Annotated in this window: 15 protein-coding genes; 6 read left to right on the forward strand and 9 right to left on the reverse strand. The window is 40.7% G+C overall.

The genetic code is table 11. The annotated features are described in order from the left end of the window. Window positions 1-2: 2 nt before the first annotated feature. From B4G94_RS11045 to B4G94_RS11055, 3 genes are all read left to right on the forward strand, one after another. Complete coding sequence (locus B4G94_RS11045; protein WP_165305431.1) at window positions 3-578, forward strand: 5-formyltetrahydrofolate cyclo-ligase; 576 nt, start codon at window positions 3-5, stop codon at window positions 576-578. A 217-nt stretch (window positions 579-795) separates the two neighbouring features. Beyond that, entirely contained in the window at window positions 796-2,475 is a 1,680-nt protein-coding gene (locus tag B4G94_RS11050; RefSeq protein ID WP_286858887.1) for a tetratricopeptide repeat protein, read from the forward strand. Window positions 2,476-2,806: 331 nt separating this feature from the next. After that, on the forward strand, window positions 2,807-3,541 hold the full coding sequence (locus tag B4G94_RS11055) for a hypothetical protein (RefSeq protein WP_286858888.1): 735 nt from the start codon (window positions 2,807-2,809) through the stop codon (window positions 3,539-3,541). A 155-nt stretch (window positions 3,542-3,696) separates the two neighbouring features. On the opposite strand, the gene galE is transcribed toward B4G94_RS11055, so the two are convergent. Next, window positions 3,697-4,728: a UDP-glucose 4-epimerase GalE gene (gene galE, locus B4G94_RS11060; RefSeq protein WP_286858890.1), complete on the reverse strand. Its 1,032-nt coding sequence runs from the start codon at window positions 4,726-4,728 to the stop codon at window positions 3,697-3,699. Further along, window positions 4,728-5,720 carry a UDP-glucuronic acid decarboxylase family protein gene (locus B4G94_RS11065; RefSeq protein WP_286858891.1) on the reverse strand — a complete coding sequence of 331 codons (993 nt, stop codon included), beginning with the start codon at window positions 5,718-5,720 and terminating at the stop codon, window positions 4,728-4,730. Before B4G94_RS11065 ends, galE begins: the two co-directional genes overlap by 1 nt. A 66-nt stretch (window positions 5,721-5,786) precedes the next feature. On the opposite strand from B4G94_RS11065, the gene B4G94_RS11070 reads away from it, so the two are divergent. Then, the gene (locus B4G94_RS11070; RefSeq protein WP_286858892.1) at window positions 5,787-7,025 is read left to right on the forward strand and encodes a 3-deoxy-D-manno-octulosonic acid transferase; all 1,239 of its coding nucleotides are present in this window, start codon (window positions 5,787-5,789) and stop codon (window positions 7,023-7,025) included. A gap of 152 nt (window positions 7,026-7,177) precedes the next feature. Here B4G94_RS11070 and B4G94_RS11075 read toward each other — a convergent pair whose 3' ends face one another. Together B4G94_RS11075 and hemW are read right to left on the reverse strand one after the other, a co-directional pair. Then, window positions 7,178-8,626, reverse strand: coding sequence for a glyceraldehyde-3-phosphate dehydrogenase (locus B4G94_RS11075; protein ID WP_286858893.1), 1,449 nt, complete (start codon window positions 8,624-8,626; stop codon window positions 7,178-7,180). A 131-nt stretch (window positions 8,627-8,757) separates the two neighbouring features. Then, the gene (gene hemW / locus B4G94_RS11080) at window positions 8,758-9,936 is read right to left on the reverse strand and encodes a radical SAM family heme chaperone HemW (RefSeq protein ID WP_313533322.1); all 1,179 of its coding nucleotides are present in this window, start codon (window positions 9,934-9,936) and stop codon (window positions 8,758-8,760) included. 209 nt (window positions 9,937-10,145) lie between these two features. On the opposite strand from hemW, the gene B4G94_RS11085 reads away from it, so the two are divergent. Continuing rightward, entirely contained in the window at window positions 10,146-11,267 is a 1,122-nt protein-coding gene (locus tag B4G94_RS11085; RefSeq protein ID WP_286858894.1) for a glycoside hydrolase family protein, read from the forward strand. A gap of 143 nt (window positions 11,268-11,410) precedes the next feature. On the opposite strand, the gene B4G94_RS11090 is transcribed toward B4G94_RS11085, so the two are convergent. After that, a complete protein-coding gene (locus B4G94_RS11090) occupies window positions 11,411-13,288 on the reverse strand; it encodes a M1 family metallopeptidase (protein ID WP_286858895.1) in 1,878 nt (625 codons plus the stop codon). A 160-nt stretch (window positions 13,289-13,448) separates the two neighbouring features. On the opposite strand from B4G94_RS11090, the gene B4G94_RS11095 reads away from it, so the two are divergent. After that, entirely contained in the window at window positions 13,449-14,306 is an 858-nt protein-coding gene (locus B4G94_RS11095; protein ID WP_286858897.1) for a hypothetical protein, read from the forward strand. A 77-nt stretch (window positions 14,307-14,383) separates the two neighbouring features. Here the strand turns inward: B4G94_RS11095 and B4G94_RS11100 are convergent, their stop codons facing one another. The 4 genes from B4G94_RS11100 to B4G94_RS11115 form a co-directional block, all read right to left on the reverse strand. Continuing rightward, complete coding sequence (locus tag B4G94_RS11100; protein WP_286858898.1) at window positions 14,384-15,781, reverse strand: MBL fold metallo-hydrolase; 1,398 nt, start codon at window positions 15,779-15,781, stop codon at window positions 14,384-14,386. 12 nt (window positions 15,782-15,793) lie between these two features. After that, window positions 15,794-16,609, reverse strand: coding sequence for a sulfite exporter TauE/SafE family protein (locus tag B4G94_RS11105; RefSeq protein WP_286858899.1), 816 nt, complete (start codon window positions 16,607-16,609; stop codon window positions 15,794-15,796). 97 nt (window positions 16,610-16,706) lie between these two features. Beyond that, a complete protein-coding gene (locus B4G94_RS11110) occupies window positions 16,707-17,120 on the reverse strand; it encodes a DUF6691 family protein (protein WP_108636294.1) in 414 nt (137 codons plus the stop codon). Next, entirely contained in the window at window positions 17,121-17,681 is a 561-nt protein-coding gene (locus tag B4G94_RS11115) for a YeeE/YedE family protein (protein ID WP_206531857.1), read from the reverse strand. Window positions 17,682-17,759: the final 78 nt, after the last annotated feature.

Below are 17,759 nucleotides of genomic sequence, written 5' to 3' on the forward strand. Positions count from 1 at the left end.
GCATGAAATCAAAAAAGGAATTAAGACAGGAGTTTAAGATGAAAAGATGCCGGCTTTCCCTACCGGAGGAGGAAATGCTCAATCATAAATTACTGTTGCAATTTCAAAAAATAGATCTGACGACGGTCAGCTATATGCATGTATTTCTTCCTATCGAAAAATATCATGAGCCAGATACGTATTCCATCATCAACTATGTGAAGGAGTTTTTTTCGAATATTGTCCTTGTCGTATCCCGATCAAATTTTTCGGACTATTCCATGCAGCACTATATTCTTGATGCCCAAACTGTGTTTGAAAAAAATGAATGGGGCATTCCGGAGCCTGTTTCGGGGAAGGAGGTTTCGCCGTTGCTTATTGATTTTATACTCGTTCCTTTGCTGGCATTTGATGTGGATGGTCATCGGGTCGGTTATGGAAAAGGGTTTTACGATCGTTTTTTTGCGCTTTGTGCTGCAGAAACCCAACGAGTAGGATTATCTTTTTTTGATCCAATTGAGCGAATCGCTGATCGGAATGAACACGATGTCATGCTGACAAAAGCAATTACGCCCTATCATATTTATAGTTTTGTTTAGCGTAAATAAGCAAATAGCATGTTAGGGAGCTCTGTTATAGGCTTTATTTTATTGGTCAGCTCATTGATTTTTATTTATATGCTGATTTCAGCACATGATGATTTAATTAAAATTATTTTTTATTTTTAATGTGAAATTCTACTTGTATGCGGCTATGCTGAGATTTTTTCTTATACTTTTTTTTGCAGCTATAATTCCCAATAGTGCTGTTTTTGGAATGGATATAATGGATTCCAATTCCTCTGCAGAAGATAAAAAATTTTACGAGACGATCATCCGGGAGTCACAAAAGCACCGTACTTCCAGTGCAGCATTGAGTAGATACCTAACGCCCTATTTTAACCAGGCTATCCGAAAAAACGATAACGCCCTGCTTGCAATTTATTATTGTGTATTAGCAGATCACTCTTTTGATAATGAAGGTGGTAGAAATAGCTTTAGTGATAAATATTATCTTAAAGCCCTCGATCTGGAAAAGGAGTACAATTATCAAAACGTGAAGGCTTGGGTAAAGGTGATGTACGGATTTTATCTGTATAGATGTTTAAAGGCTTCGGAAGCACTTCCATTACTATTGGAGGGTGAAAAAAGCCTGGAGGATATACCGGGAGAACTGGTGTTAGATCTGACGCAGACTTACAAAAAGCTTGGCTATTTCTTCGGAACTTTGGGCGATTATCGTTCGGGAATTAAGTACCTGGAATTAGGTCAGCAACAGGCGGACATTTCTCCGCAATTGAAAGCGGAGATCTTAGACAACTTAGGCTTATTGATTTTAAAAAGTGGTGGGGATACCGTGCAGGCAATGAAAAACTTTGACCTTGCTCTGCATTTGGCGCTTTCTGAGAAGGATTCTCTTCGTTATGCGAAGGTTCTGGGTAATCAGGCACGGATTTATGAAGGGAGGAAAGATTATAAAAAAGCACTATCACTTTTAGATAAAGATCTAGAAATTTCGAAATCTCTGGGGAATGATAAAAATACCATTTTTGCCTTAATGACGCGGATTCGCTTGCGTATTGCTATGGGAGCAAATCAAGAGGTCCGTCAACTGATCAATGAAACCGAACATCTGCTGGAAGGCGCTGACGATAAAAAAACAATACTTGAGTTGGAGGGGCATAAGTTGAATCTTGCCATTCAAAACCATGATTTGAAGCAAGAGCTTAATGCGCGGCGCCGGATTGAACAGCTTCAGGATTCATTGCGCTTCTTGGACGGAGATCCTGTTTTATCGCAATTGAAATTTATGGCAGATAAACAAAAATATGCCGACAAATTATCCTTGGCACAAGCGCTAATAAAAAAGAAACGTGCCGAAACGAGATTGTGGGTTATATTAAGCTTGTTTCTATTGGTGCTGTTCTTTTTTATCTACAATGCTTTTAGATACCGTTCGAGGAAGCGCATGCAGGCATACGAATATCAGTTGCTGAACCTCAAGTATACCAAAGCCGAACTGGACAAAGAACTGATGAGTTCCAAAAGTCAGCTAGAGGAATACATGGTGTATCTCAAACGTAATAATGAGCAGATAAATCTTCTTTCTTCAATGCTTGATGAGATGGAGGAAACAAGTGCCAAAGACCGGGATGAACTTAAAACACTTTTGCAATCTCATCTTATCACGGATGAGAAATGGCAGGAATTTAAGTTCTTGCTTACCAAGGAATTTCCGAACCTGCTGCATGATATTCAAGGTAAATTTCCTGATATTACAGAGTCTAATCTGCGCGTGATTGTCCTAATGAAAATGGGACTGAATAATAGAGAAGTCGCTAATGTTTTAGGCGTTACACCCGACGCAATCAAAAAGTCAATGCAGCGTTTGAAAAAGAAATTGGGGGGACAGGCCGGAATATTGATGGAATATATTTCTGATAAAGAGCTTGTTTAGAAAGCTGAATTCCTGAATGTCACCCTTCGGCTGGCGGAGTGCTCTAATAGGGAGCAAGTTAATACCTGGTTATTACCAAGTTCGACCTGTAAGCAGATTGAGTGCACAGTGAGTCCACGTTGAGTCCACCTTTTAAGGTGCTTTCACCATGCCTGCATATTTTTTACAAGTCGGGAGCGGGGCGAGCATGGGGCGAACTTGTCGATAAGCTATTTACAATAAAGTCCCTTGAAAATTGCAAGATTTACAATTGTCATTTTACTCGAATTTGGAAATTTTTAAAAATTAATAAGATGCTTGAAAACAGGGTTTTACTGTAGTATCTTTAGGTATGGGAATAAATGATAATGGATTTATCAGGGGCCTGGTCGGTCCGCTGGTGAATAGAAAAGTCGGCAATAAAAACTACCTGCAAAGCAGGCCATACCGCGTCAAACAGACGGATGATACCAAGAGGGCAAGTAAAGATTTTGGAAACGTAAGCCGTGCCGGTGCGCTGATCCGAATGTGTTTTGGGGAAATTCATCAGCAGCTGCATGATGGGCAGATGGGCAATCGCTTAAATAGGCAAATTTATCGAGCGATAAAGACAAATCTTGATTGCGACAAAGGTAGTCGCGCGCTGAGCAACGGTGTATTGGATCGCTTGGTAAATTTTCAGTTCAATGAAAACTGTCACATGCAGGATTATTTTTTTATCGATCCGTTAATCTCCCTGAACAAGAAGAAGGATCTTAAAATATCTTTTCCAGAGTTTGATATCAAAAGAGCACTGGTACTTCCTGAAAAATGCAATGCGGTGGTATTCAAATTTCACGCATTCTCATTCGACTTCGACGAACTTGAGCATAAAGAAATAAAAGATACGGAGTGGGAATACGATTTGAAATATAAGCAGGATCCGATACCGGCAAAGACCCTGACCATCAAGTGTGGAGAGTTTATAGGTAGTTCAATATTCATTGGCTTTACCATTCTGTATCTGGAAAAAGATAGCCGCAGGTCAAATGTGCTCAATGAAATAGATTTTAATGCGGCTTCAATTCTTGCCGCATTTCAGCTGTGATAAAGAAATGATGAGCAGGATATCGGGGAGCCTTTGCAAAAAGAGAAAGGATTTGAACAATCCGATTCACTATAAAAAAATGACCGTCTCAGTTCGTAAGACGGTCAAATGAAGTGCAAAATTATAATGCTTTCTTGAGCTCAACGAGCAGCTATTTAATCCAACGGATTTTCTTTCAGGTTTTTTTCCCATGCCCAAGCCGAGGCCATCATTTCATCGATGCCCAGTTCGGCTTTCCAGTGCAACTGTTCAGCGGACTTGGTCACATCACCATAAACTTTGATGATATCGCCATCCCGACGTGGACCAATTTCATAATTCAATTTTTGACCGGAAGCTTTCTCAAATGCTTTGATGGCTTCCAGTACCGAATAGCCGTTACCGGTTCCTACATTGAATACATCATATTGTCCGTTAGGGTTTCCTTTTTCCAATAATTTGATTGCAGCGACGTGGGCTTTTGCTAAATCGACCACATGAATATAATCACGTACACAAGAACCATCAGATGTATCATAATCGTCTCCAAATACCGTTAGTTTTTCTCTTTTTCCGATAGCGGTCTGCGTAATAAATGGCAGTAAATTCTGTGGAACACCATTTGGCAGTTCGCCTATCAATGCAGACTCATGCGCACCTACTGGATTGAAGTAACGCAGGGCGATAATGTTATAATTATCGTATGCAATAGCTGTTTCTTCAAGAATTTCTTCAGCAATCTGTTTTGTGTTTCCATAAGGTGAAGCCGCTTTTTTAACCGGAGCACTTTCATTAACAGGAAGTGAGTCTGGCTCTCCATAAACCGTACAACTCGAAGAGAATACAAAATTAATCGGTTTATTTCGATAAGACTCCAAGATGTTGATCAAGGAGAAGAAATTATTGTGGTAATATTTTAAAGGGTTTTGAACGGATTCACCTACAGCTTTGGATGCTGCAAAATGAATAATCCCTGAAATATCACTGTTATTTTTCACAAATTCATTTACCTTATTGGAATCACAAAGATCGAATTGATGAAATTCGGGTTTAATCCCGATGATTTTCTCTATTTGATCCAATATCTTGATATTTGAATTGGAAAGATCATCAACGATTACAGGAATATATCCTGCCTGATGTAGTTCGACAACTGTGTGAGAACCAATATAGCCTGTTCCGCCTGTGACTAATATTTTTTTGCTCATTATTTTTGATTATAGTATGTAAAGTCTTTATGTAATAGCGTTTCCAAAGGAATCTTTCTGTAAAAATCTATGGTTTTTTCTAAGCCTAATTTTCGATCTATTTTGGGCTGCCAATTCAGTTTTGCCTTCGCCATACCAATATCCGGTTTACGTTGTTTAGGGTCGTCTATGGGTAATGGTTTATGGCTGATCTTACTGGAGCTGCCGGTAAGTGCTACAATCTCCTGTGCCAGCTGTAATAGCGATATTTCGTCGGGATTGCCTATGTTTATCGGTTGTATACAATTGGAATGCAACAATCTATAAATACCTTCGATTTGATCATCGATATAACAGAACGACCGTGTCTGTGAACCATCACCAAAAAGGGTGATATCTTCGCCACGGATAGCTTGTGCTATAAAAGTTGGGATCGCACGCCCATCATTTAGGCGCATTCTTGAACCAAAGGTGTTAAATATTCTTACGATACGTGTGTCAAGCCCATGTGCATTATGATAGGCCATTGTAATCGCTTCCTGGAATCTTTTGGCCTCATCATATACCCCTCTGGGGCCGACAGGATTTACATTGCCCCAATAATCTTCGGACTGTGGTGACACCAAAGGGTCGCCATAAACTTCTGAGGTCGATGCCACCAATATCCGGGCCTGTTTGGCCCTTGCCAAGCCAAGGAGGTTATGGGTACCTAACGAACCAACTTTAAGCGTTTGAATGGGAATCTTGAGATAGTCGACGGGACTGGCAGGAGAAGCGAAATGGAGGATATAATCCAAATCTCCAGGAATATGCACAAATTTTGAAACATCGTGATGATAGAAATCAAAATTCGCCAGCTTGAATAAATGCGCGATATTCTGTAGGTCTCCAGTGATCAGGTTATCCATGCCGATGACATCGTAATCTTCGGCTATAAAGCGATCGCAAAGGTGGGAACCAAGGAACCCTGCTGCTCCTGTGATTAAAATCCGTTTACGATGTTTATTTTCCACTCAATGGTTCCTTATTAATGAAATGGGTTTGATATCTTTGACTAAGATAAACATTATTTTCACAACATGCGTTTGCTTTATTCAATTGGAATCTTTCTTTATGGACTCTTATTGCGTATTTTGGTCCCTTTCCATGCCAAAGCGCGCCTTATGGTAACAGGGCGAAAAGACTGGTATTTGCGGATGAAACAATCGGTTGATCCTAGTCAAAAACATATCTGGTTTCACTTCGCTTCACTGGGCGAATTTGAACAGGGGAGACCTGTTTTGGAAGCCGTAAAAAATAATTATTCAGACCATAAAATAATTGTAACATTTTATTCTCCTTCTGGCTATGAGATAAGAAAAAACACCAATCTGGCGGATCATGTTTTCTATTTACCTTATGATACCGCTGGCAATGCCACATTATTTTTGGAACTTGTCAATCCCACTTTTGCCGTTTTTACGAAATACGAATATTGGTATTATTATTTTGAAGGATTGCACCGGCGCGGGATACCTTTATTCCTGATTGCGTCTATTTTTAGGCCGGAGCAAATCTTTTTTCAGGATTACGGTGGTTTTTTCAGGAAGATTTTAAGTTATGTGACGTATTTTTTTGTACAGAATGAGGAGAGTGTCCGTTTGCTCAAAGAGTATGGTATCCGCAATGCCGGGCTGGCCGGAGACACCCGTTTTGACCGTGTCATTGATCTTCCAAAGCAGCGGAAAGTGGTTCCTTTGATCAGTGATTTTGTGGGGATATCACCTACATTGGTAGCGGGAAGTACATGGCCGGAGGATGAAAAACTCTTGGAGGAGCTGTTGCGGCAGTTTACTGCATATAAGCTGATTTTGGCACCCCATGAGGTCGACGAAGCACATGTATCGAGCATCATGACGCTGTGGCCGGAAGCCTTGAGGTTTTCAAAAATAGATACATATAGCCGGGATACATTGCAGGCTGCGAAGGTATTGGTCATCGATAATATCGGGCTGCTGTCTTCCCTGTATGGTTATGGGCAGATTGCCTATATAGGGGGGGGATTCGGAGCTGGCATACACAACACATTGGAAGCAGCGACTTACGGAATACCGGTACTGTTTGGGCCCAAGTATAAAAAGTTTCAGGAAGCGAAAGACCTGATTGAACAGGGTGCAGGCTTCTCATTTGTTGATGGTAAGGGGCTTATGGATTTCTTTGGACGATTGCAGAATCAATCAAATCGGACGGAAGCATCCAAGGCAGCCCGCCAATATGTACAGCAGAAGGCGGGAGCAACACCCATTATTATGAAATATTTGAAGAATGCCAATTTATAAAAATATAGAGAAAGCTGTTTCAAAGGTAAAAGCAAATTAGCCGGGGATTGAATAGCTGAAAAAGAGATGCTAAAAGTAAACGAACGAAATTAGAGAAAAATAGGGTATCCGACCTTTTTTGGATACCCTTTCTCTATGTTAAAAATTGGATTTTAATAGTACGTATATCTTCTTACGCCCGCAATATGCCGCGATAAACGCATCACCTGATGTGAATATCCATACTCATTGTCATACCATACATAGAGTACGATATTTTTACCATCGGCTGAAACAATGGTTGCCGGTCCATCAACGACAGCTGCTGCGGTTGTGCCTATAATATCAGTGGATACAAGCTCATCATTGCTGGAGAATTTAATCTGTTCGACAAGATTGCCTTCCAATGCGCTCGTTTTTAAGAGTGTGTTTATTTGTTCCAAAGATCTCGCTGATGTTAATTCTAAATTTAATATGGCTAAAGACCCATTTGGTACGGGTACCCGGATTGCATTGGAGGTGAGTTTGCCTGTTAATGTTGGTAGGACTTTTGAAACAGCATTCCCAGCTCCAGTCTCCGTAATGACCATGTTCAAGGCCGCAGCACGACCTCTTCGGGCCTTTTTGTGCATATTATCAACCAGATTTTGATCATTCGTATAGGAGTGTATGGTTTCTATATGACCTTTCAGGATACCTATTTTATCTTCGAGGACAGCCAAAACTGGCGCAATAGCATTTGTGGTGCAGGAGGCTGCTGAAAAAATTGCATGTTTTTCCAGATCGATCGTGCCTTCGTTTACACCGTAAACGATATTGGGTACACCTTTACCGGGCGCCGTCAGCAATACCTGCGAGGCCCCTTTAGATGCTAAATGGCGGGCAAGTTCTTTTTCGTCACGAAAAGCACCTGTATTATCAATAACCAATGCGTTTTTGATGTCATATATTGTATAATCAATATCTTCAGGTTGTTTTGCTGAGATAAAGTTGACCGTGATACCATTAATGATTAGGGCATTCTTTTCGGGGTCGGTATAGACTTCGCCCTCAAATTCGCCGTGTATAGAATCGCTTTTTAGGAGAGCCGCTCTTTTTAACAATGACTTGGCATCATTAGGGTCCCTGGTGACTATTGCCCGTAGACGAAGTTGCTTGCCAGAGCCTGATTTATTAATGAGTTCGCGTGCCAGCAGACGGCCAATACGACCGAAACCATAGAGCACAACATCGCGGGGTGTTAATTCCTGCCAGGCGGCAATGCCCTCTAATTCATTGGAAATAAAAGAAGATAAATCCTCCGTATTGATCAGGTCGTTTGTGGCTTTTGTAGCAAGTTTACCGATATCAATTCGTGCGGGAGCCAGATTCGATTTTTCCAATACACGAGCAATATTCAATAGATCGAATATGGTCAGTATTTTGCCGGTAAGGATAGTACTTTCCCGAAGGTGCTTGAGAATCACACTTACTTTTTCATCAACAAGCTGTTCTCTGAACAGAACAAGTTCAATAGCTTGATTATACCAAAGATTACTAATGATTTGAATCAGCTCAACAGCTGCATTTTGCTGTTCTCTGTAACTTTTGATTTCTAAATCAAAAGAAGGACTATGTAACATAATATTTTATAATAGATTATGTTGCAAACATAGTATAAACAGAATTAAAAATGCGATTTGATTTTCATTTTCGTAATTTTTGAAATAAAAACACGTGAATTATTATTGTTTTGATAATTTTATGGGTTTTTTTATTGCCAATTTTCAATAATAAATAATTCGGACATGATATGGTCTGCCATTAATTTGCCAGCATCCGTTAATCTTAATGTATTGTCGTCTAATATTAATTGCTGCTGTTCGAGAAATGGTGCGGCATCTTCCATTATTTTACTTTTAACGGCGTAATCAAAATTCTTTTCTAACTGTTCCAGATCAAGCCCCCACATGGTGCGCAGTGAGGTCATAATACACTCATTAATCTGATCGCGAACAGATAGATGTTCGATCTCCAAGGGGAGTTGGTTGGTTTGTATTGAGCCTATGTATTTTGCATTATTGGCGATATTCCAGGATCTGGAATTGCCGTTGAAAGAATGGGCTGAAGGGCCGATACCAAGATAATGCTTGCCTTTCCAATAATTTGTATTGTGACGTGCATACAAACCATTTTTAGCAAAATTCGAAATCTCATATTGCTCATAGCCCGCACCTTTCAATGTGTCGATCAACAGGTTCATCTGATCAGCGGCCTGATCGGAATTAATAGCAGGACTCAAGCCCTTCTTGATGAAATGATCCAGGGCGGTTTTGGCTTCCACCGTCATTGAGTAAGAAGAAATATGAGGGATTGCATAATCGATCAGTTGTTGCATATTGTAGCGCCATTTTTCATCAGTCAACAAAGGATAACCATAAATAAGGTCACAGGTAATATTCTCAAATCCTGCATCCTGTACGCGCATGATCGCTGCGGACGCTTCCTGTCGGGTATGGGCCCGATTCATCCATTTAAGATCTTCCTCAAAAAAAGACTGTATCCCAATACTGAATCTATTGACTGAAGTTGATCTTAATGCATTCACTTTCGCCGAATTAAGATCATCGGGATTGGCTTCCAAAGTAATTTCAGCATGATTACTGATGTCAAATTGTTTGGCAACAGCATCAATGATCCTTGAGATTTCGTCCACATCCAATAGCGAGGGCGTCCCACCACCAAAATAGATGGATTCAATTTTTCTGTCTTCCAAATAAGGAGACCTAAGTTCGATTTCTCGCAAAAGGGCACTCACCATTTCGGCCTTGTATTGCAGTGAGGTGCTGAAATGGAAGTCACAATAATGACAGGCCTGTTTGCAGAATGGGATATGGATGTAAATCATGGGCACAAATATACCAACACTGGACCAACTTCGGAGTTTATTCACATTTTTTCTTCCACTTGGGGAGTCGTTTTCCCTATCCTTTTGGATATTTTTTATTGGCGAGCAAAACCAGTGTTATGTCGCGTCGATGTCGAACGGATTTATGTTCTGAAATAGTCATTTAAAAATAGGAGATAAAGAGTTTGATAACAAACGAGTTATTTTCTATCTTGATGGTCAGATTCATTTTACATAATCAAAAAACCAATCATATGAAAATATCTTCCCGTCGTGATTTTCTAAAAGATATAGTTGGTACCAGTGCTTTATTGGCGCTTTCAAAGCATAGTTTCTCTCTGACTGATGATGCAGAAGAAGCATTTATCGATAGATTGCTCCCTGCAATAAAAGGGTGCGGATTCGCCATGGCAGACTATTGGATATGGGATCCTTCAGTGATTAAGGGGGAGGATGGTAAATATCATATGTTTGCATCACGTTGGAGCAAAAAATATGGCTTTGGTAACTGGGTGACCAATTCCGAAGTCGTGCGTGCGATTGCTGATACACCGGAGGGACCATATGAATTTGTCGAAGTGGTATTGCCTGCCCGTGGGAAAAAGTATTTTGATGGTTGTACAACCCACAATCCTCGGATCGTTAAAAACGGGGACTATTATGTGCTTTATTATTTTGGAAACAATTATGACGAGCCCAATCCCAGCTATTCCGAGAATGTTTGGGAATCGGGGCTGGCACAAAAAGCCTGGATGCATAAACGCATCGGAATGGCCTATTCAAAGTCGATATCAGGTCCTTGGAAGCGTGTAGATCAGCCCATTTTGAATCCTAGGCAGGGTGAATGGGATACTTCCATAACATCCAATCCTTCTCCGGTAGTTTTGCCAGATGGCAAGGTATATCTGATCTATAAATCATCACCGGTGAATTATAATCCCCCTTTGCTATTGGGGGCAGCACAAGCTGATTCGTTCTTGGGACCATATCTTCGTTTGGCTGATAAACCTATTTTTTCTTTCCATAGCGATCAAAATCATGAAAATGATGTGGAAGACCCGTTCGTATGGCATAATGGTCAGCAATTTGAATTGATTATGAAAGACCGCTATGGCAAAATCTGTGGGGAAGAGGGGGGTGGTATCCATGCATATTCGAAAGATGGAATCGATTGGCATCTGTCAAAAGCCGTCAAAGCTTATTCCAAGACGATTCGCTGGAATGATGGTACTGTAAGTCATCAAGCTAATTTTGAAAGGCCATTTTTACTATTTGAAAATGGAAAACCGACACATCTTTTTGCGGCTACAGGAGATGGATCCGAGTCCTATCAGTTTGAACGGACCTGGAATATGGTCATTCCATTGAGGGGGTAGTATTTTGCCGGTTCACTGGACAACCTTCATTTCGTTCAAATAGAAAAAAGCCCCGATAAATTGCAATTTATCAGGGCTTATTAAGTTATCACAAAGTAGTTCTTTTACATCAATCTGCTGCAATGCCTATTTTCAGTATTAAATTAGCGTGTGAGGCTATTGTTCGCTGATTCGACATCCGCAAGTCGAAGAGATGGATCTATCGTGATTGTTTTTGGTGCCTTATTGACTGAAATTTTATATTCTGGGTTGGTCCAGAACCAGTCTGTCAGTACTGTACGTTTTATACCCCGATAGATCTCAAAATTTTCCTCCGGTTTTTCACCGCGCATTTCACGTAAAGGAATGTAAAATAGCTCTTTGCTTCCATCTTTATACTCTACAAGTATATCGAGTGGCATCGCAAAGTTTGATTTATTGAGCAGTTGAATTTCTGAATCGCTTACATGACCGATTGCATAGTCAATTTGACGTGTGGTATTGATAAATAAATTGAAATACCATTTCAGGTTTATTCCGGATACATCCTCTGCAACACGCTTGAAATCATTAGGTGTCGGGTGTTTGAATTTCCAGATGTCGTAGAATTTCAAAAAGGTTTTCTCTAGATTTTCCTGACCGATAATGTAGCCTAATTGCTCCGCCAGAACAGCACCCTTATTGTAAGCTTCATTACTATATCCGTAATTCGTATTGTAATAATCTGCAAGTAGACTCATCGGCTCTTCTTTGCCTGAAAGTGCTAATTTATAATAAGCGCGATAAGCATCGATAAGTGGATTGGATGCGATGGCTCCGCGTTTTTCGAAGAGATGCTGCATCGCCAATTCTTCGACATAGGAAGTGAATCCTTCGTCAAACCACTCATCTACGGTTTCATTGATTCCGAACAAATGTTGATACCAGGAGTGAGCAGATTCGTGGAAGATGACACCAACAAGGCTTTTGAGATTACGGCCTCCAGTAATCAGGGTTGCGGTTCCATATTCCATACCACCGTCACCGCCTTGGATAATGGTATACGTAGGCCAAGGATAGGTGCCGAACTTAGCGCTGCAAAAATCGAAAAATTCAGTAGATAGGCCCAAGGCCGTCTTCCAGTTTGAAATAACTTCTTTGTCTGTTGGAAGATAAACCGTATACACTTTTATTCCATTCTTGCTGGAAGCGGAGTCTACCACAAATTTCGGATCCGCCGCCCATACAAAATCATGGATATTTTGGGCTTTGTAATGCCATGTAGCCTTACCGTTGTTTGCTTTTACTTTGGCTTTTGCCTGATAGCCTTTTACCTCATCGGGATTTTGAAGAACACCCGAAGCACCGACCACATAGTTTTTATTGAGGTGTATGGTAACGTCAAAGTTGCCGAAAGGCGCTATAAACTCACGGCCGATATATTCATCGAGATGCCAGCCGAATTCATCGAACTGTGCCATCTTCGGATACCATTGCGCCATAGAAAGCGCTACACCTTCCGCCGAATTGCGGCCTGACCTCCGGATCTGTTCAGGTACCTGTGCAGTCCATTCTATATTAAAATTTGCTGTTTCGCCATCTGCAATCGCGGTGGGTAGGGTAACTTCTAAGATCGTACCATCAATCTTATAGCTTGTATTGACCCCATTCATGCTGAGGCTTTTGATTTTTTGGTAACCGATTTGATTGGGTTGCAGGGTTTCGATACGGCTCTGCAATATTGGTTTTTCTTTGGTGCCAATATTTGATACCATTCGCTTATCAGGGTCGCTGATATTTTTCAACCGATAATCCATCATTGATCCTGGTTGAAATGCGTTAAAATATAAATGAAAATAAACTTTTTTTAAGGATTGGCCTGAATTGTTGCTATACTTCAAAGCCATTTTTCCATCATATTGATAAGCCTTTTCATCCATGTTGACATCCATTGTATAGTCAACTTTCTGCTGCCAGAATCCTTTTCTCTGGGCCTTTAGCTCTTGTCCCCAAATATTTATTACACATAAAAGTGCAAAAAAGGATAATATTTTGATTTTCATGTTTCAAACTTACAAAATTGTCTCAAGAAATGCCGATTAATCACCCTAATCGAGGTAAATGTCATCAAATCTTGACGAAAAGTGATTTGATTATTAATAATTGGCTTGGTTTTGGTTAGAAAATTTATCTGTTGAGTTAACAAATATTACAAATAAATTTATGGAAAATCTGTATTATAGGCCTTCGGGGAAGGTGCCTGCTTTAGCATTAATCGGTTCACTTGTGTTAGGTATTGTCGGGGCAATTGTTCTGGCCATTATCTACATCGCTTTACAATGGTTTATTCCGATTGTCTATTTCAATGTATTTATCACACTTGGGTTTGGCGCAGGACTGTTCTATCTGCTCAATTTTTGTTTCAAACAGTGGAAGCTAAGAAATAAAGGCGTCGCGATTATCATCACGCTGATTGTTGCCCTAGTTGGTTTTTACGCACAGTGGGCGCTGTTCGTTTCACTGATGTATAATGCTGAGGGTACCATGGGTGGAGACACTTGGGTAAAATCTTCTTTTAGTCTGGAAGGTTTTAAAGCGTTTTTTATGCATCCATCTTTTATCTGGGAGGCGCTGCAGGGGCTAAATGAGGTTGGTACGTTTACCTTAAAGAAGTCACCAGTCTCCGGAGCAATGCTCTGGGCCGTCTGGGCTATTGAAATGGCAATCATCCTGATTACACCCATCATCATGGCTTTTCGTGGGATTACCATTTATCCTTTTTCAGAAAAAGACGAAATGTGGATGAAAAAGAGAATTTTGCCCGGAAGATTAAAATTTATTGAGGACAAAGACGCAATGGCGAACACATTGGCAAATCATGATTTTGCCTATGTCTACGATCACCTTTCCGATGAGGAAGAGCATTTTTCTTTTGCGACTGCAGAAGTGTATGAATCGGATACTGATGACCATCAATATCTGACCATCTATAATCATCAATTTGTCGAGAAGAAAGGGAAGGTGGAAGAGAAGAAGGATGAGATTATTGAATTCCTGCGAATTAATAGGAACAGTCTATAAAAGCTCCTTAATAACTACGATAACAGAAAGACAAAATAGCTCCAGTGATAAATTCTGGAGCTATTTTGTTTAGCAGTCTATTTAACCAGTATGCCACCTTTAGCTTTCCAGTCATTGATGGATGCGCTGTATATTTTAACGTCTTTAATCACATGTTTAGCCAAGATCGAAGCTGCAATCGTCGCCCGATCCCCAGATTGGCAATGCAAGTATAATTCTTTCTCTTGATCAATCTTGTCCAGGTGGTTTTCAATTGTTCCTACGAAGAGATGAGTGGCATTGGGCAAGTGTCCTTCGGTGAATTCTGCAGTGTTCCTGACATCTAAGATTTGAACGTTGGAATTTTTAAATGCCTTATTCATTTCCTGGAATCCAATGAGCTGCTGGCGTTCCAAAGGAATTCCGAGTTGGGCAATGGTTTCCACTGAAATATAACCCACAGCATGATCAAGCCCAATGCGCATTAACTTACGTGCGATTTCATCCTTCTCCTTTTCATCCATGATAAGGACAAAAGGTTGCGTGTAATCCAATATCCAGCCAGCCCAGGTATTGAATGTTCGATTATGTTGTATGTTGATGCTACCCGGGAGATAACCTTGAGCAAAATCAAACTTATTTCGTGTATCAATAACTGTCGTACCAGACTGATATAATCTATTGAACTCTTCCATCGAGAGCTTGGGATACTGAGGTACGCTCGTTTGTAGCGGACGCCTGATTTTGTTGAGTTTCTTCATCATGGCAAAATAGCGTGGTGGCTCAGGCTGTCCATCCAAAAGTTCAGTGACAAAACCACTTTCATTATTTTGATATTGAAGTGCCCAGTTGCGAATCCGTTCGTAGCCAACGGTTGAACTAGGTACGGCGCCCAATGCTTTACCACATGCCGAACCGGCGCCATGGGCAGGCCACACCTGGATATAATCCGGCAGGGTCAAAAAAAGCTGTAAAGACTTAAACATCTGCTGTGCACCAATTTCTTTGGTACCGATGAGTCCAGCTGCATTCTCCAAAAGATCTGGACGGCCGATGTCTCCAACAAATACAAAATCACCTGTAAATATCATCACCGGATCCATTGTTGCCGGAGTATCAATTAGAACAAAACTAAGGCTTTCAGGAGTATGCCCCGGTGTGTGAAGCACCTTAAAAATTAGATTTCCAAGGTGGATCTGGTCACCATCTTTTAATCCAATATGTGGAAACTCATATTGCCAGTCTTCGCCCCCTTCGTCTGAAAGGTAACATTGGGCGCCAGTTAGTTCGGCTAATTCCAATGTTCCGGAGAGATAATCAGCATGGATATGTGTTTCGGCAATATGTGTAATTTTTAAATTGTTTTTTGCTGCAATCGCCAAGTAAGTGTCGACATCTCTTTTGGGGTCAATTACTAGGGCAACACCTTTGGCCTGGCAGCCAATTAAATAACTTGAATGTGCTAAAGATGACTCGAAAATGTGTTGAAAAAACATAATATATGATTTTTAATGATTTACGAATTGAATGATTTCGACCATAAGTATTAAGATACCGATACTGATCAGGAAATAACCGAAAATCCCCTGTAATCGCACCACTTCCAGTTTGTCTTTCCATTTGGAACCCATCTGAAGGCCTATTAAAGTGATTAACGTAAAAGTAAGCAATATCGGCCAATTCATGTGGTTCAACAGCTGGTAGTTCGCAATCAGACCAAAGGAGGCGTTTAACCCAATGATGAATAGTGATGTCGCGATAGCCTTTTTTAATGGAATGCCCAACAATAGCACCAAAGAAGGCACAATAATAAAGCCACCTCCGGCACCGACAAGTCCTGTCATGATACCAACGAGTAAACCTGCAATAATTATTTTTAAAACTTGACCAATATGCATTGTGACGGCTGATATTTCGACCTGTTTCCTTCTGCGGATCATTGCCAGAGCGGAAATCAGGATAACAATCGAAAACAGCAGCATAATAACGTGATTTCTGGAGACCGCCATTTCCGCAAGATGAAATTGCGTTGGTATGGCAATCAACAGGTGGCGCTTGGTCAAGTAGACTGACACTAAGGAAGGGATCAGGAAAATAGCTGTAGTTTTTAGATCTACCTCACCTTTAGTCACTGGCTTGACCGAACCTATCAGGGCCAGTATTCCAATGGAAAACAGGGAATAATCAAGCGCATATTGTGGTTCAACATGAAATAGGTACACGAAGATCGGTAGTGTTAAAATACTGCCGCCACTCCCCATCAAACCCATGGATAGCCCAACTAAAATCGCTAATAAAAAGCCAATTATAAATAGTAATTCCATTTGCCCTAAATTAAATGCTTTCTTTAAAATGAACCTTTGAAGTGGATTATCAGCTTTTTCTCATTTAAGCACAGCGCGGTTAGCGGTAAATCAAAACTCAATGGGGCAATTTGTTTCTCAGTACACCATAGATCCATGTTCCCAAGATGGCAAAGAGCAATACAATGCCCAATGTCCAATAGCCAGAACCGATCAACGCAAACATGGGGCCCGGGCAGGCTCCAGTCAATGCCCAGCCCAGTCCGAAGATGGTCCCCCCCGCCAAATAGCGTGTGATACTTTTGTCTTTGTCCAGAAAGACGATCGGCATGCCATTGCTGTCTTTGACCTGTTTGCGCTTTATAATTTGTACAAGTATAATCGCTGTTGCAAGTGCAGTGCCGATCATACCATACATATGAAAGGAGCGGAACTGAAACATCTCATAAATACGATACCAGGAGGCCGCTTCTGATTTGTATAAAATGATCCCAAATAAGATCCCGATCAATATAAATTTTACTGCTTTCATTTATGCGAAGATTAAAGGAAATAAGAAGTGAACCATGATAATTCCACCTATAAAAAAGCCAATGACAGCAATTAATGAGGGAAGCTGGAAATTACTGAGTCCTGAGATAGCGTGTCCTGATGAACAGCCTCCGGCGTATCTTGTTCCGAATCCAATCAATAGTCCGCCAATGCTTAGTATTAGAAACTGAAACCAAGAGCCATTAAAAATAAAGATAGATTCGGGAAGATAGCCCTGTAGCTGATCAATTATTCCCAGTTCCTTTAAATCAGCGACACTTTTTGCATTGATTTGCGCAGCGGCCCCGTCACTTAAAAAGTAATGAGCTATGAATCCTCCAATGGCGGTCCCGAGTACCACAAGAAGGTTCCAGGATTGCGTCTTCCAGTCGAAGCGAAAAAAAGAGGATGATTTACCGGCACCTAATACCGTACACATTGTCCGCAGATTGTTCGACATACCGAAATCCTTCCCCTGTTTTAGCAACAAGTACATGACTAATGCAATTAAAGGCCCTGAAATATACCAAGGCCATGGTTGTTTGATGTATTCCAATAACATAGCTTGTTCTAAAGTTATATGACAAAGGTACATAGCGCTATTACAAAAAACGGTAACAAATGTTACCGTGGAATGTGC

Source organism: Sphingobacterium sp. UBA7625, assembly GCF_002484085.1.
Classification (GTDB): Bacteria; Bacteroidota; Bacteroidia; order Sphingobacteriales; family Sphingobacteriaceae; genus Sphingobacterium; species Sphingobacterium athyrii.

What these genes read in the sequence shown, in the direction of transcription:
- B4G94_RS11090 (WP_286858895.1), bottom strand. Translation starts at nt 13,288, where the DNA reads ATGAAAATCAAAATATTATCCTTTTTTGCACTTTTATGTGTAATAAAT.
- B4G94_RS11045 (WP_165305431.1), top strand. Translation starts at nt 3, where the DNA reads ATGAAATCAAAAAAGGAATTAAGACAGGAGTTTAAGATGAAAAGATGC.
- galE (WP_286858890.1), bottom strand. Translation starts at nt 4,728, where the DNA reads ATGAGCAAAAAAATATTAGTCACAGGCGGAACAGGCTATATTGGTTCT.
- B4G94_RS11105 (WP_286858899.1), bottom strand. Translation starts at nt 16,609, where the DNA reads ATGGAATTACTATTTATAATTGGCTTTTTATTAGCGATTTTAGTTGGG.
- B4G94_RS11115 (WP_206531857.1), bottom strand. Translation starts at nt 17,681, where the DNA reads ATGTTATTGGAATACATCAAACAACCATGGCCTTGGTATATTTCAGGG.
- B4G94_RS11075 (WP_286858893.1), bottom strand. Translation starts at nt 8,626, where the DNA reads ATGTTACATAGTCCTTCTTTTGATTTAGAAATCAAAAGTTACAGAGAA.
- B4G94_RS11050 (WP_286858887.1), top strand. Translation starts at nt 796, where the DNA reads ATGGATATAATGGATTCCAATTCCTCTGCAGAAGATAAAAAATTTTAC.
- B4G94_RS11100 (WP_286858898.1), bottom strand. Translation starts at nt 15,781, where the DNA reads ATGTTTTTTCAACACATTTTCGAGTCATCTTTAGCACATTCAAGTTAT.
- B4G94_RS11055 (WP_286858888.1), top strand. Translation starts at nt 2,807, where the DNA reads ATGGGAATAAATGATAATGGATTTATCAGGGGCCTGGTCGGTCCGCTG.
- B4G94_RS11070 (WP_286858892.1), top strand. Translation starts at nt 5,787, where the DNA reads ATGCGTTTGCTTTATTCAATTGGAATCTTTCTTTATGGACTCTTATTG.
- B4G94_RS11110 (WP_108636294.1), bottom strand. Translation starts at nt 17,120, where the DNA reads ATGAAAGCAGTAAAATTTATATTGATCGGGATCTTATTTGGGATCATT.
- B4G94_RS11085 (WP_286858894.1), top strand. Translation starts at nt 10,146, where the DNA reads ATGAAAATATCTTCCCGTCGTGATTTTCTAAAAGATATAGTTGGTACC.
- B4G94_RS11095 (WP_286858897.1), top strand. Translation starts at nt 13,449, where the DNA reads ATGGAAAATCTGTATTATAGGCCTTCGGGGAAGGTGCCTGCTTTAGCA.